This window comes from Bradyrhizobium sp. SZCCHNRI3052, from assembly GCF_032484895.1.
Lineage (GTDB): Bacteria > Pseudomonadota > Alphaproteobacteria > Rhizobiales > Xanthobacteraceae > Bradyrhizobium.
The window spans coordinates 601,412-615,125 of record NZ_JAUETW010000002.1 but is presented as its reverse complement, the minus strand read 5'-3'; the positions used below and the strand labels follow the sequence as shown (position 1 = coordinate 615,125).

At 66.5% G+C, this 13,714-nt stretch carries 13 protein-coding genes; 4 read left to right on the top strand and 9 right to left on the bottom strand.

From position 1 onward, the window contains the following. Positions 1-256 precede the first annotated feature (256 nt). The 3 genes from QW887_RS08005 (at position 257) to upp (ending at position 3,652) form a co-directional block, all read left to right on the top strand. Positions 257-1,513, top strand: a complete 1,257-nt coding sequence (locus tag QW887_RS08005; protein WP_316194356.1) for a GTP cyclohydrolase II — start codon at positions 257-259, stop codon at positions 1,511-1,513. Positions 1,514-1,527: 14 nt separating this feature from the next. Further along, positions 1,528-2,751, top strand: coding sequence for a URC4/urg3 family protein (locus tag QW887_RS08000; RefSeq protein ID WP_316194355.1), 1,224 nt, complete (start codon positions 1,528-1,530; stop codon positions 2,749-2,751). Between the two features lie 271 nt (positions 2,752-3,022). Continuing rightward, positions 3,023-3,652 carry a uracil phosphoribosyltransferase gene (upp, locus tag QW887_RS07995; protein WP_231327004.1) on the top strand — a complete coding sequence of 210 codons (630 nt, stop codon included), beginning with the start codon at positions 3,023-3,025 and terminating at the stop codon, positions 3,650-3,652. A gap of 6 nt (positions 3,653-3,658) precedes the next feature. On the opposite strand, the gene QW887_RS07990 is transcribed toward upp, so the two are convergent. From QW887_RS07990 to QW887_RS07960, 7 genes are read right to left on the bottom strand one after another with little or no spacing between them, the layout of a single operon-like run. Further along, positions 3,659-5,032, bottom strand: a complete 1,374-nt coding sequence (locus QW887_RS07990; protein WP_315717748.1) for an amidohydrolase family protein — start codon at positions 5,030-5,032, stop codon at positions 3,659-3,661. Then, on the bottom strand, positions 5,029-5,922 hold the full coding sequence (locus tag QW887_RS07985; RefSeq protein WP_315717749.1) for a polysaccharide deacetylase: 894 nt from the start codon (positions 5,920-5,922) through the stop codon (positions 5,029-5,031). Before QW887_RS07985 ends, QW887_RS07990 begins: the two co-directional genes overlap by 4 nt. Beyond that, on the bottom strand, positions 5,909-6,727 hold the full coding sequence (locus QW887_RS07980) for an ABC transporter substrate-binding protein (RefSeq protein WP_315717750.1): 819 nt from the start codon (positions 6,725-6,727) through the stop codon (positions 5,909-5,911). Before QW887_RS07980 ends, QW887_RS07985 begins: the two co-directional genes overlap by 14 nt. 4 nt (positions 6,728-6,731) lie before the next feature. Further along, positions 6,732-7,496, bottom strand: coding sequence for an amino acid ABC transporter ATP-binding protein (locus QW887_RS07975; RefSeq protein ID WP_409998623.1), 765 nt, complete (start codon positions 7,494-7,496; stop codon positions 6,732-6,734). Then, entirely contained in the window at positions 7,496-8,350 is an 855-nt protein-coding gene (locus tag QW887_RS07970) for an amino acid ABC transporter permease (RefSeq protein WP_315717751.1), read from the bottom strand. Before QW887_RS07970 ends, QW887_RS07975 begins: the two co-directional genes overlap by 1 nt. After that, positions 8,347-9,168, bottom strand: coding sequence for an ABC transporter substrate-binding protein (locus QW887_RS07965; RefSeq protein WP_315750303.1), 822 nt, complete (start codon positions 9,166-9,168; stop codon positions 8,347-8,349). The genes QW887_RS07970 and QW887_RS07965 overlap by 4 nt, the downstream gene beginning before the upstream one ends. Positions 9,169-9,191: 23 nt before the next feature. After that, positions 9,192-10,142, bottom strand: coding sequence for an N-carbamoyl-D-amino-acid hydrolase (locus tag QW887_RS07960; protein WP_315750302.1), 951 nt, complete (start codon positions 10,140-10,142; stop codon positions 9,192-9,194). Between the two features lie 179 nt (positions 10,143-10,321). On the opposite strand from QW887_RS07960, the gene QW887_RS07955 reads away from it, so the two are divergent. After that, the gene (locus tag QW887_RS07955) at positions 10,322-11,260 is read left to right on the top strand and encodes a LysR family transcriptional regulator (RefSeq protein ID WP_316194354.1); all 939 of its coding nucleotides are present in this window, start codon (positions 10,322-10,324) and stop codon (positions 11,258-11,260) included. A 109-nt stretch (positions 11,261-11,369) separates the two neighbouring features. On the opposite strand, the gene QW887_RS07950 is transcribed toward QW887_RS07955, so the two are convergent. Both QW887_RS07950 and QW887_RS07945 read right to left on the bottom strand, forming a co-directional pair. After that, on the bottom strand, positions 11,370-12,158 hold the full coding sequence (locus QW887_RS07950) for a creatininase family protein (protein ID WP_316194353.1): 789 nt from the start codon (positions 12,156-12,158) through the stop codon (positions 11,370-11,372). A gap of 304 nt (positions 12,159-12,462) precedes the next feature. Beyond that, a complete protein-coding gene (locus QW887_RS07945) occupies positions 12,463-12,804 on the bottom strand; it encodes a hypothetical protein (RefSeq protein ID WP_410052179.1) in 342 nt (113 codons plus the stop codon). Positions 12,805-13,714: the final 910 nt, after the last annotated feature.

Genomic DNA, 13,714 nt, shown 5'->3' with positions numbered 1-13,714 from the left:
GCCGCCGTTGCCGTCGAGAATTCCAGATGCGCGCCAAGCTGGCGGCGTCGCCTGCAAAAGGCAAGCGCCATGCCAGGGCCCGACGCCGCGGGACCGCCGACCGGGATCCGAAACCATTCGTTTACAAATAACCGGCCACCCGGGACCACTTGTTTGGCGGGGAAAAACTGCTATATTGGTGCATGGAAAACGTGAACGCGTTCTGCTCAGGCCCGTCGTCAAGGCGGGCCGTTGCCGTTTTGGGGGTGGCTGTCCGATGACTCGCTCCAACCGTACGGATCACATCCGCCTGACCTCGCACCCGGTGCCAGGCGCCAAGCATAGTTTCCCGCTCCACTGGGGCGCCGAAAGCGCACGCGAGCGCGGACCCGTGATCGGCACGGTGTCGCGTCCGCAGGACCGCAACGTGATCGGCAGCCATGGCGGTTCCTACACGGTCTACCGTGCGCTCGCGGTATCATCTGGTGCGCTCGATCCGATCCGCCGCCCCGATCTCACCAACACCCATCCCGCCGCCACGATCGGCCCGTTCGCGCAGTGGCGAGATCCGGCGAAGATCGTCGCGCTCGATCCCTGGGGCCATCTGGTGGCCGAGAATTTCGGCGGCGAGATCGCGGAAGGAATCGATATCCGGCCGACGGTCGCCGTGACCAAGGCGCGGATCGAGCTTCCTGAGTTGCATGCGGCGCTCGCGGCCAAGCGCCTCGTTCATGACGGCGACGTCGTGCATGCCAATGGCAGCGTCTCCGTGGTGAAGATCGCGATCGACCCGGTGTGGTACCTGCCCGGCGTGGCCGCGCGCTTCGGCACCAGCGAGACCAGTCTGCGCCGCGGCCTGTTCGAGCAGACCGGCGGCATGTATCCGGAGCTGGTGACCCGGCCCGACCTGCAGGTATTCCTGCCGCCGATCGGCGGCACCACGGTCTATCTGTTCGGCGACGTCGACAAGCTCAATGACAGCCGGACGAAGATCACATGTCGCGTGCATGACGAGTGCAACGGCTCCGACGTGTTCGGCTCCGACATCTGCACCTGTCGCCCGTATCTGATCCACGGTATCGAAGAATGCGTTGCGGCCGGGCAGAACGGCGGCCTCGGCATCATCGTCTACAACCGCAAGGAAGGCCGCGCGCTCGGCGAAGTGACGAAGTTCCTGGTCTACAATGCGCGCAAGCGCCAGGAGGACGGCGACGCCGCGGCGGCCTATTTCGAGCGCACCGAATGCGTCGCCGGCGTGCAGGATGCGCGCTTCCAGCAGTTGATGCCCGACGTCATCCACTGGCTCGGCGTCAAACGCATCGACCGCTTCATCTCGATGAGCGACATGAAGCACGATGCGCTGGTTGGCCAGGGTGTCGACATCGTCGAGCGCGTGCCGATCCCCGACGAGCTGATCCCGGCGGATGCCCATGTCGAGATCGCGGCCAAGAAGGCCGCCGGCTATTTCTCGCTGGAGCCGCAGAAGCCCGAGGCGCTCGGCGACACCGTCGGCCGACCGCTCGAAAAGTACTAGCGCAGCGGCTGATCATGACCGACGTTTCATATCTCCTGTCCGCCCGCGCAGTGCGCGAGCGGGCGCATCAGCTGCTTGCGCTCGGTCTCGCCGACAGGCTGCCGCACTTCCGCATCGATCTCGCGAAGCTCGATGCGATTGCCGACCTCGTGCTCGACGTGACCCGCAGGGCCTATCCCGGCGGCGAGGTGCCGTTCCACTCGCGCTGGCGGCATTTCGTGGTCGGCGGTGTCGATCGCTGGGCCGCGATCGCCGACAAAGTGAATTGGCCGAATGCGGCTTCACGGGCGCGCGCCGAGTTCGATCTCGCCATCACCAGCGTGCTGCTCGACGCCGGCGCCGGCGCGGCGTGGCGCTATCAGGATGCCGTGACCGGCGCACGCATCGGCCGCTCCGAAGGGCTGGCACTGGCGAGCCTCGACATGTTCGCACGCGGTGCGTTTTCGGCCGATGCAAGCCATCCGCTGCGGGCCGACGCCGCGAAGCTGCAGCACATCATCGTCGCCGATCTCGAACGCGGCTTCCAGGTGAGCGCCGACAATCCGCTGGTCGGACTCGAAGGCCGCGTTGCGCTGCTGCGCCGGCTAGGCGAGGTCACGGCTGCAAAGCCGGATATCTTCGGTCGGAAGGATACCCCACGTCCCGGCGGTCTGTTCGATCAGCTCGCCGCCGGTGCGACCGGCGGCCACCTCCAGGCCGCCGACATTCTGCAGCAGGTGCTGCTGCAGCTCGGCCCGATCTGGCCGTCGCGGCTGACGCTGCAAGGCATCGCGCTCGGCGACTGCTGGCGCCATGCTTCCCTGGTCACCGATGACGCGACCAGCGGTCTCGTCCCATTGCACAAGCTGTCGCAATGGCTGAGCTATTCGCTGATCGAACCGCTGCAGCGCGCCGGCCTCGTGGTCGAGAACATCGACGGCCTTACGGGACTCGCCGAATACCGCAATGGCGGCCTGTTCGTCGACGGCGGCGTGCTGGTGCTGCGCGATCCCGCCGATGCCGCGCGGGCGCATGCCGTTGATTCCCCGCTGGTGGTGGAATGGCGCGCGCTGACCGTCGCCCTGCTCGATCGCCTGGCCGCGCTGATCCGCCAGCGCACCGGCCAGACGGCGGAACAGCTGCCCTTGGCGCGCATCCTCGAAGGCGGCAGCTGGGCCGCCGGCCGCAAGCTCGCCTTCGCCCGCCGCCCGGACGGCTCGCCGCCGCTGACCATCCTCAGCGACGGCACGGTGTTTTAAGAGGTGTTTGGCAGCCTTGCTTCATAACAGCCGACGTCATTGCGAGCGAAGCGACTTGTCCGCCATAGCCCGAAGGGCGACGGCGGAAGCAATCCAGAGCCCGGAAGAAAGTCTGGATTGCTTCGTCGCTTCGCTCCTCGCAATGACGCAATTCATAAGTTGCGCGTAGGGTGGGCAAAGCGCAGCGTGCCCACCATTCCAAGCTGAGCTAGTATCAGGTGGGCACGGCGCTTCGCGCCTTTGCCCACCCTACGCTTCGGAGATGAAAGCCATGGAAGGCGTCACGGTCGTCGATCATCCGCTGGTGCAGCACAAGCTGACCTTGATCCGCGACAAGTCGATCTCGACCAAGTCGTTCCGCGAGCTCTTGAAGGAGATCGGCATGCTCCTGTGCTACGAGGTCACGCGCGACCTGCCGCTCACGGAGGTCGAGATCGAGACGCCGCTGGCGCGAATGCAGTCGGCCAAGATCGCCGGCAAGAAGCTGGTGTTCGTGCCGGTGCTGCGCGCCGGCGTCACCTTCGTCGACGGCATGCTCGATCTGGTGCCGACCGCCCGCGTCGCCCATATCGGCCTGTATCGCGAGCCGCAGACCTTCACCGCCGTCGAGTATTTCTTCAAGGCGCCGTCCGACCTGCACGAGCGCCTCGCCGTCGTGGTCACGCCGGTGCTCGCGACCGGCAACAGCGCAGTCGCCGCGGTCGACCGGCTCAAGGAGCGCGGCGCCAAGGATATCCGCATGGTCTGCATGATCGCGGCGCCCGAGGGCGTCGAGCGCGTCCGCGGCCTGCATCCCGATGTCGCACTGTGGACCGCCGCGATCGACGACGGCCTCGACGACGACGCCTTCATCGTCCCCGGCCTCGGCGACGCCGGCGACCGCGCCTACGGCACGCGGTAGCAGCATTCAGCCGGCGAATGCGGCCTCCGCCTCCGGCAGCGCCCAGATCCTCTCGATCGCGGCAGTCCCTGCGGCGGTGATGGCAGCCTCGTCACCGTGGAGATAGCGGCCGTCGTGGATCAGCAGCCGGCCGTCGATCATCACCTGGTCGATGTTGGCGCGGTTCGCGAGCGCGATCAGGCCGCGGCGCGGGTCGTGTAGCGGCTGAAGATGTGGATGCGTCATGTCGACGACGGTGAGGTCGGCGGTCGCGCCGGGCGCGATGACGCCGAGATCGTCGCGCTTGATCATGGCGGCGGCCGTCGTGGTGACGGCGTCGATCAGTTCCGGCGCGCTCGCCGTCTCGGCGCTTCCCAGCGCGATCTTCGAGATCATCGACGCCGCGTTGAGCTCGCCGAGCAGATCCATGTTGTAGCCGTCGGTGCCGACCGCGGTGCGGACGCCATGCGCGGCGAAGCGGCCGAAGGCGGCGGTGACTCCGGCGCGCGCGAACACGCGCGGGCAGTTCAGCACGCCGGCACCACGCGCCGCCATCAGCGCAAGGTCCGCATCGGTCGACGCGTGGCAATGCGCCGCCAGCAGATCGGGTCCGAGCAGGCCGAGCCAGTCGAGATATTCGGCCGGGGTGCGGCCGCCATGGCGCTGCGCGATCGTCGCGACCTCGCCCGCGCTCTGCGCCATGTGCGTGGTGATGGGAACGCCGAGCTCGCGCGCCCGGCTGGCAGCCGCGCGCAACAGATCCGGTCCGCAGGTATCGGTCGCGTGCGGGCTCATCGCAAGACGAATGCGGCCGTCGCCCTGGCCGTGCCAGCGCTGATGGAGCGCATTCCAGACCGCCATGTCGGCCTCGCCGTCATCGCCGGCGTAAGTCACGACGCCGGAGGCATCCGCCTTGGCATCGCCGGTCGAGAACAGATAGGGCGCGCCATAGAAGCGCAGGCCCATCTCGAGAGCCGCATCGAACAGCTCCGGGATCGTGTTGCGGAACGGCTCCATCACCGTGGTGGCGCCGCCCTTCAGGAGCTGCAACACCCCCATGCGGCCGATCGCCAGCCGCTCCTCCACCGAAAGGATCTCGGCCCCGCGCTTGGACAGCGGCAACAGCACGGTGTAGACGATGCTCTTGTTGTTGCGCCGGCCGTTGCCGTCCTCGGTGAACGTGCGTGCGATCGCCTCGCTGAAGATGTGGTTGTGCAGGTTCAACAGGCCCGGCAGCACGAAGCGACCCGGACGATCGAACATCTCGTCCGCCGCCGGCCGATCACGCGTCACGGCCGCGATGCGCCTGCCCTCGACCAGCACCCAGTGATCGCGCAGGACGTCCTGCGCGCCGTCCTTGCGCGTCAGCACGTAGCTGCCGAAGATCGCCGTCGTACTCATGCGTCCTTCGCTTCCGCCGCCTCATGGCGCTGGTAGTTCGCCGCGATCTCGGCTCCGGTCGTGATCCACACGTCCCGGCACGATTTGGCGTAGGTCAGGAACTCGCGCAGCAGCCGGAAGCGCATCGGCCGGCCCGAGACCTGCGGATGCAGCACGGTCGTCACCATCGCGCCCCAATCGCGGACTTCGTCCAGCTCATCCTTCCACATCGACAGCACGTGCTCTTTCGGAAAGATCGAGCGCGGCGAGAACCGCGCCGACAGGCCGTGCATCCAGTCGTCATAGCTCGCGGTCACCGGGATTTCGATCGTGCCCGGCGAGCCGGAGGCCAAGCGATGGCGATAGGGCCTGACGTCATCGCGGAACGAGGAGGTGTAGACGATGCCCTGGCGCACCAGCGCTGTCAGCAGCTCCTCGCAGAACTCGCCGAACGGCGCGCGGTAGCCGATCGGCCGGATTCCGAGCCGGCGCTGGATCGCCTCGAAGCCGCGCTCGATCTCCTCGACGATGAAGGGATCGCCGGGATCCGGCAGCAGATGGTGATAGCCGTGATGGCCGATCTCGTGGCCCGCCTTCAGCACCGCTTCCGCCATCGCCGGATGCGCATCGACCGCCCATCCCGTGATGAAGAACGTCGCCTTGAGATCGAGCTCGGCGAGCAGCTCGAGAAGCTTCGGCGTGCCGACGCGCGCCTCGAAGCCGCCGAAGCTCATCGTGACCAGACGCGCCGCATGCGCGGGATCCTTCGAGGTCCAGGCGCTCTCGGCGTCGATGTCGAACGAAAGGAACATCGCCGCTCTGTGCGGCGCAGGCCATGGATAGCCCGGCGCCGGCGGCGCGGTGTTGGCGGGAACGACCGGGATTCCCGCGAGCGCCTTACTGTCCAGCATTGATCAGCACCTTCTCGATTCCATTGTCGCTCAGCTTCCACTTCGCCAGCAGCGCCTTGTAGCTGCCGTCGGCAATCAGGCCCTCCAGCGCGGCGCGCAGCGCCTCGCGCAGTTCGTCCGCCTTCACCGGCGTCGCCAGCCCCGTATATTGGTACGCGATGGGCGTGCCGACCGGCACGTAAGTGTTCGGCTCGAGATCCATGATGTAGGGCAAGGTCTCGTTGCCCTGCACGGCGGCGTCGATGCGGCCCTGCTTGAGCTGCGTGCGGGCGTCGGCCGAGCCCTCGGTGCCGACGAACTCGATTCCGCTCGCGCCGCAGTTCTTCTCGCTCCAGGCGGCGATGTCCTTCGGGAACATCGTGCGCCTGGAGGCGCCGACCCTCTTGCCGCACAGCGCCGTCGGCTCCTTGAACTCGCTGGCGCGCGAAGCCTGCACGAAGAATCGCGGACCGCTGCGCAGGTAGTCGATGAAGGTCGCGGTATCCTGCCGGCTCTTGTAGTCGGTCATGCCGGTCAGGATGATGTCGAAACGCTGCGTGGCGAGGCCCGGCATCAGCTGGTCGAAGCTGGTCTCCTGCCACACCGCGTTGACGCCGAGCTTCTTGGCCAGCGCCTCGCCGAGCTCGACGTCGAAGCCGGTCAGGGTCGCGGTGGCCGGATCCTTGAACTCCATCGGCGGATAGTTCGGCACCACCGCGATGCGCAGGCCGTTCTGCTTGATCTCGGCCGGCAGCTCGGCGGCGAGAGCCGCGCCCGCCACGGCCGCGCTCATGAGCCCAGCCAACACGATCGACTTCAATTCCATCACCTCACCCCACTTCAGCTGCCAGAAATGCCTTGGTCCTCGCCTCGCGCGGCGCACGCAGCACCTCGCCGGCCGGACCACTCTCCACGATCACGCCCTGGTCCATATAGACAACCCGGTCGGCGACCTCGCGCGCGAAGCCGAGCTCATGCGTGACGACCAGCATGGTCATGCCGGACCTCGCCAGCTCCTTCATCACACCGAGCACCTCGCCGACCAGCTCCGGGTCGAGCGCCGAGGTCGGCTCGTCGAACAGCACCAGCCGCGGCTTCATTGCGAGCGCGCGTGCGATCGCCACGCGCTGCTGCTGACCGCCGGACAGTTGCGCCGGATAGGACTGCGCCTTGTCGGCAAGGCCGACCCGGCGCAGCAGCGACAAGGCCTCGTCCTTCGCCTCGGCAAGCCTGCGCCTCTGCACCTGCACCGGCCCCTCGATCACGTTCTCCAGCGCCGTCATGTGCGGGAACAGGTTGAAGCGCTGGAACACCATGCCGCAGGCGAGGCGTTGCCGCGCGATCTCGCGCTCCGACAGCCGATGCAGCCGACCGGCCGTCTCGCGGAAGCCGAGCAGCGCGCCGTCGAGCCAGATGCCGCCGCTGTCCGCCGTGGCCAGCTGGTTGACGCAACGGAGCAAGGTGGTCTTGCCGGAGCCGGATTGCCCGATCAGGCACACCACCTCGCCCTCGAAGACATCGAGCGAGACTTGCTTGAGCGCCTGGAATTCCCCGAAGCGCTTGCTGACCTGACGGATGGCGACGAGCGGCGTCATCAGCGCCCCCGCGCGATGCCACGGGCAAAACGGTGTTCGAGCAGCATCTGCAGCGGCGTCAGGACCGAGACCACGAGCAGATACCAGAGGCCGGCGACGATCAGGAGCTCGATGACGCGCGAATTGGCGTAGTAGATGTTCTCGGCCGAGTGCAACACCTCCGGATACTGGATCACGCTGGCGAGCGAGGTCGCCTTGACCAGGCCAATGAACTCGTTGCCGAGCGGCGGGATCACCACGCGCATCGCCTGCGGCAGGATGATCCGGCGCAGCGCCTGCAGCCGTCCCATGCCGATCGCCTGCGCCGCCTCGTATTGCCCGATGTCGACCGAGAGCAGCCCTGCCCGCATCACCTCCGAGGTGTAGGCGCCCTGGTTGATGCCGAGCCCGAGCAGCGCGGCCAGGAACGGCGTCATCACGTCGACGGCGCGCGCGCTCCACAGGCCGGGGATGCCGATGGTCGGAAACACCAGCGCGAGGTTGAACCACAACAACAACTGGAGGATCAGCGGCGTACCGCGAAACAGCCAGGTGTAGCCGGCGGCGACCGACCGCAGCACCGGATTGGGCGACAGCCGCATGATCGCGACGACCACGCCGAGCGCGATGCCCAGCGCCATCGCCGCGACGGCCATGACCATGGTGTTGACGATGCCGCGCAGGATCACCGGCGCGGTCACGAAGCGTTCGACGTAAGACCATTCGATCTGGCCTCTGGCGAAGGCGCGGCCGATCGCCAGCAGGATCACGACAATGACGGCAGCCGTAAGCCAGCGGCCCCAATGCGCCTTGCGCGCGATCCTGTGCGCCGACAGGTCGGGAAAGCCATCGGCCAGTACGTCGGCGCGGCTCATTGCGGCGCCGCGTTGAGCATCGGCTCGCGCACCGCATTGGCGCCGAGACCCCATTTGTCGAGAATGGCCTTGTAGCTGCCGTCGGCGATCATCGACTTGAGCTGTTCGGTCACGACCTCGCGAAAGCCTGCATCGTCCTTGCGGAACATGATGCCCTGGTAGCCGAAGGCGATGGGCTCACCGACGATGCGATACTTGCCGGCCTCCTGCGACTGCGCATAGGGCAAGGTCTCGCTGCCCTGCACGGCGGCATCGATGCGGCTCTGCTTGAGCTGATTGCGGACATCGATCGAGTTCTCCCCCGGCACATATTGCGCGGCAGGCTTGCCTGCGGCCTCGCAATTGGCCTTGCTCCATTTCTCGATCTCCTGCGGGAAGCTCGTCGAGCGCGTGGTGCCGATCTTCCGGCCGCACAGATCGGTCGCGACCTTGGCATCGCTCTCCGCCAGCACGAAGAACTGCGGGCCGGTGACGAGATAGTCGACGAAGTCGGCGGTCTCGCGCCGCGAGGCACGGTCGGAGATGCCCGAGATGATGAAGTCGGCGCGCCGGGTCTGCAGCGAGGGAATGAGTTCGGCGAACGCCGTCTCGCTCCACACGATCTTGACGCCGAACCGCTTCGCCAGTTCGTTGGCGAGATCGATGTCGAGCCCCTTCAGCTCGTTGGTGGCGGGGTCGTGATATTCCATCGGCGCGTAGGTCGAGTTGACCGTGAGCTTGAGCACGCCAGCCTGCTTGATCTCAGCGGGCAGCTCCGCGGCCCCCGCCGGAGCAAGCGAGGCGAGGATGACGAAACCTGCGAACAACGAACGGCGCATCCTGCAACTCCCCACGTGAACGGCTAATCGACCACGACCGGCTCGACGGCGCCGGCGCGCTCGGTGATGAGCCTGTACTGATCCGGCCGGCGATGCGCCGCGAAGTTGAACATCTTGTCCTTGCCCTGGCGGCACAGATCGAGGTCGATGTCGGCGACGACGACCTCGTCAGCGAGCGTCTTCGCCCGCGCCACGATGCAGCCATTGGGATCGACGATGCAGGAGCCGCCGATCAGCCCGCTGCCGTCCTCGTCGCCCGCCTTTGCGACCGCGATCGCCCACGTCGCATTCATGTAGGCGTTGGCCTGCGCCACCAGGGTCGAATGGAAGGTACGCAGCGAGGCATCCTCGGTGTTGCCGCCATTCGGATCATAGGCCGCGGAATTGTAGCCGACGCAGACCAGCTCGACGCCCTGCAGCCCCAGCACCCGCCACGATTCCGGCCAGCGCCGGTCGTTGCAGATCATCATGCCCATGATGGCGCCGCCCCACTCGCGGCCGGCGCGCACGGCCGGAAAGCCGAGATCGCCATAGCTGAAATAGCGCTTCTCCAGCTGCTGATACTTGGCACTCGGGCGCGGCTCGACGGAGCCGGGCAGATGCACCTTGCGATATTTGCTGATGATCTCGCCGTCGGGATCGACCAGGATGGAGCTGTTGAAGCGGCGTCCGTCCGGTGTCAGCTCGGCATAGCCGACATAGAAGCCGACGCGAAGCGCCCGCGCCCGGTCGAACAGCGCGGCAACGGACGGGTTCGGCATCGCGCGCTCGAAATAGCTGTCGAGCTCATCGCCTTCGAGGATCCAACGCGGGAAGAAGGTCGTGAATGCGAGTTCCGGAAACACCACCAGCTTCGCGCCCTGGGCGGCCGCCTGTTCCAGGAGCCCGATCATGCGCGACAGCGTGTGCCCGCGGCTGTCGGCGCGCTGGGTCGGCCCCATCTGGGCGGCGGCGGCGCGGAAGATACGGCTCAAAACACTGCCTCCGATCTGTGCGTCATGCCTTTCCAGCAGGCGGCAGCACCGCCCTCTGCGACGCGCAAGAGAAGCATCAATGAAGCGAAACCGGCGCAGGAATTGCAACCAGTCGGGACGACCTCGGTCTATGATATTTTGGCCGAGATCATCACCCGGGCTAATAGGGCGACCATGCCATGAACCTGCGCCAGTTGGAGATCCTGCGGGCGGTCATCCGCCACCACACCACGGTCGCTGCCGCCGAGGAGCTCGCGCTGTCGCAGCCTGCGATCAGCAATGCGCTGAAGGCGATGGAGGCGCAGGCCGGCTTCACGCTGTTCGAGCGCGTCAACAACCGGCTGTTCCCGACACCCGAGGCGATGACGCTCTATGAGGAGAGCGAGGCGATCTTCACCCTGCACGCCCGGCTGGAAAACCGCGTGCGTGACCTGCGCGAGCAGAAGACGGGTCATCTGTCGATCGTCGCCACGCCGCCGCTCGCCTACAGCATCATCCCGCCGACCTTGTCAGGCTTCCTGCGGCGCCGGCCGCAGACGCGGATGTTCTTCGACGTGCGCCGCTACGAGGGCATCATCGAGGGCGTGCTCGGCAACGTCGCCGAGCTCGGCTTCGCGCTCGGACTGTCCGATCATCCCGGGATCGCCCATGAGGTCGTGCATACCGGGGAGATGGTGTGCGTGATGCCGGCCCGGCATCCGCTTGCCGAATGCGACGTGATTTCAGCGCGGGATCTCGCCGGCTCCCCGCTGATCGGCCTCGAACGCGGCACGCGCCTTGGCGAAGCCGTGCGCGAGAGCTTCCGGCAAGCCGATGCCGACTTCCAGCCGACCGTCGAAGTGCGTTACTGCAACACGGCCTGCGTGCTGGCTTCGACCGGCGTGGGCGTCGCCGTGGTCGATCCATTCTCGCCGCGCCAGGGCGCGCATGATCTCGCGGTACGGCCGTTCACGCCGAGCACCAAAGTCTCGGCCTATGTGCTGTGGTCGGAGGCGCGGCCGCTGTCGAACCTGGCGAAGACGTTTCGCAGCGAGGTGCGAAACGCGAGCCGCAGTCTTGCGGACGGCCTCGACGCGATCGGGGCTCCGAGCCTCGCCGCTTCCGCGCAGCGCGGCTGAGCTTGCCGATCGGCATGCGTCCATCAAACCCGTGGACGTATCGTTTGCGGCGCATCATCCGAAACGCCCGCCTGCGACGGGCTTCTCGGGAGGATGCTCCGCGTCACTGTCATCTTGCGGCTGGCGGCGGAATTGGTGCAGTGGACCATGGCTCGCCCGCCCGCAATCGCGCCGCCAGCGCCGCCGCGCAGCCGGCGAGCAGCTTCTCGCCCTTTGCAGCAGATGCCTTGCGCGCATCGCCTGCGACGCCGGAGGTGGTGATGTCGGCGAACGATCTGAACATTTTCAGCGACGGGACCAGCGAGCCCATGATGTCGAAGCTCGGCCCAAAGGCAGCGTCGAGCCTCGCCGCGTCGACGAGGCCGGGATGAGCCGCCATCATCATCGAGGTCTCGGCTTCGCAGGCATGCATCACGCCCTCCTGATCCTCGAGGACCTTGGCCATGGTCTCCCGCCCTTCCATGAAATAGGTCGTCGTCGCGATCGGCGCATTGAGCTCGCGCGTCAGTTCGCCGGTGAGGGTGGCCAGCGCCTGGATGTTGCCGCCATGGCCGTTGACGATCACGATGCGGCGGAAGCCGGCATTCAGAATCGAGCGGCACAGGTCTCTGAGCACGGCGTGGTAGGTGGAGAGACCGAGGGTGAAGGTGCCACCGAACGGAACGTGATGGTCGGCGAGCCCGCACCAAACGGTCGGCGCGACCACGATGGGATGGTCTGGAGTCAGCTCCAGCGCGGTGCGACGGCAGACCTCGCTGCACAGGAAGTCGTCAACTCCCGTCGGCAGATGCGGGCCGTGCTGCTCGGTCGAGGCCACCGGCAACAGCACGATCGCGTCTCGGGCCGCGAGCGCGCGAAGCGCTGCGGCGGAAAGTCTGTTCCAGGCGGTTTCGGTCATGATGGCTGCTCGCATGGTCGGAGATGAGGCAGATTGGCTCATATCACGCAGCCACCGCAACAGCCCATCTCGGCGTATCTGGCGCGCAGGCCGACAGTCGCCTGCGTGCACCCCAGCCCGCACGCCACTGCGCGATACTGCGCCCTCTCCCACAGGGACGAGGACGCGGCGACCGGCACCGTACCCTCGGCTACATCAGGAGCATGCTCTCCATGCACTCAAACATCGACAGCGATTGCGGCCTCGACAAGGTGCAACGGCCTTGCCGTCCTCACAACACCACGCCCCGCGCGGCAGGCCAGTCTCACGCCCGCGTCAATTCGATGTCGTGGGTCTGCTTCGTCTCCGCGTCGTACACCCTGATCTGCAACATCGGAAACCGGCGCTTGAGGTCATGCGCGCCGTTGTGTGCGCCATCCTTGGTCTTGAATTCGGTCTTGATCTGACCATCGACCACGACGGCATAGCCGGTCAGCGGAAGGTCTTTGCCGGATTTGTCTTGAGCAGGCTTGTTGTGAACAGACTTCTCTTGGGCAGACTTGAGCATTGCGAGCCGACGTCGATTCGTGAGTTGAAGGGGTGTCGAGCGCGCGATCTCTCCGCCTCGGACGACTCCGATGTAAGGTGAGTCTGTCGCGACGAGCAAGCGAAGACGTGTTCTTCACAAGCAGGGCGATTACGGGTTCAACCTGACGGCGCAGCGCCGGCTCGCGATGATCTCGGGATGTTCAGCGTGACCGAGGCGCGCAAGTTCCGGACTTGCAACGCGAACGTTCCGGTCGCTCGCCATCATGCTCGCCACCGCGAACGAGGAGCGCCGTGGTCGCGCGTCTCTCAGCGTCCGCAGCGCCCACCTCGCGCCGCCCCCAAGGCAGCAGCCCGATTCCAACTCGAGATGCGCTCTCCGACTGAGCACGGGTAGACGCAAAATCCCGGGGCCATCGGACGAACGAATCAGCATGACCGCCATGCGCGAATTGCCCGTCGTGCCAGTCTGCCGCAGATAAACAGCTTGCACCGTCGGGCAAATCAGGACGACATTTCCGCGCATCCCGCCTCATGAAGAGGGGCGTGTCGCGAACGTCACGAGACGTGGAGTGCGGGATGCGATGGACGCGACGTGTCGCAGCGGGTGTCATGCCTGCGGACGAACGGCACGGCGCGGACGGCGAAGTCGCATGGTCCTGGCGCCGCGACGCTGGCGTCAAGCTCGTGACGAGGTTTCAGCCTCGCGCGGGTGACGGTGGCAAGACAGCCCGTTCACCGGGGAGAATGCGTATAAGCCGTAACACTATCGCGCAGGGAAGGCCGGGATGTCTCAGCCGAACCTGTGGTTCCTGCCCCGTGCATTCTTTCCGCACGGGGGCCACGGGGGCGGCGAGCTCCCGGCCTTCCCTGCGCCCTCTCACTTGAAGAGGGCTCCGTCAAGCAAGACTCGGGCGCGATAGGCGCCGCGAGATCGCGACGTGCTGATTTGTAGACGTTCTGTTTGTCGATGGCTGTTTGTCGATGGCTGTTTGTCAGAGTGAACTGCTGACCATTGTCACGTGCCGTGC

Coding starts and splice junctions, on each gene's coding strand:
- QW887_RS08005 (WP_316194356.1), top strand. CDS start 257: ATGACTCGCTCCAACCGTACGGATCACATCCGCCTGACCTCGCACCCG.
- QW887_RS08000 (WP_316194355.1), top strand. CDS start 1,528: ATGACCGACGTTTCATATCTCCTGTCCGCCCGCGCAGTGCGCGAGCGG.
- upp (WP_231327004.1), top strand. CDS start 3,023: ATGGAAGGCGTCACGGTCGTCGATCATCCGCTGGTGCAGCACAAGCTG.
- QW887_RS07990 (WP_315717748.1), bottom strand. CDS start 5,032: ATGAGTACGACGGCGATCTTCGGCAGCTACGTGCTGACGCGCAAGGAC.
- QW887_RS07985 (WP_315717749.1), bottom strand. CDS start 5,922: ATGCTGGACAGTAAGGCGCTCGCGGGAATCCCGGTCGTTCCCGCCAAC.
- QW887_RS07980 (WP_315717750.1), bottom strand. CDS start 6,727: ATGGAATTGAAGTCGATCGTGTTGGCTGGGCTCATGAGCGCGGCCGTG.
- QW887_RS07975 (WP_409998623.1), bottom strand. CDS start 7,496: ATGACGCCGCTCGTCGCCATCCGTCAGGTCAGCAAGCGCTTCGGGGAA.
- QW887_RS07970 (WP_315717751.1), bottom strand. CDS start 8,350: ATGAGCCGCGCCGACGTACTGGCCGATGGCTTTCCCGACCTGTCGGCG.
- QW887_RS07965 (WP_315750303.1), bottom strand. CDS start 9,168: ATGCGCCGTTCGTTGTTCGCAGGTTTCGTCATCCTCGCCTCGCTTGCT.
- QW887_RS07955 (WP_316194354.1), top strand. CDS start 10,322: ATGAACCTGCGCCAGTTGGAGATCCTGCGGGCGGTCATCCGCCACCAC.
- QW887_RS07950 (WP_316194353.1), bottom strand. CDS start 12,158: ATGACCGAAACCGCCTGGAACAGACTTTCCGCCGCAGCGCTTCGCGCG.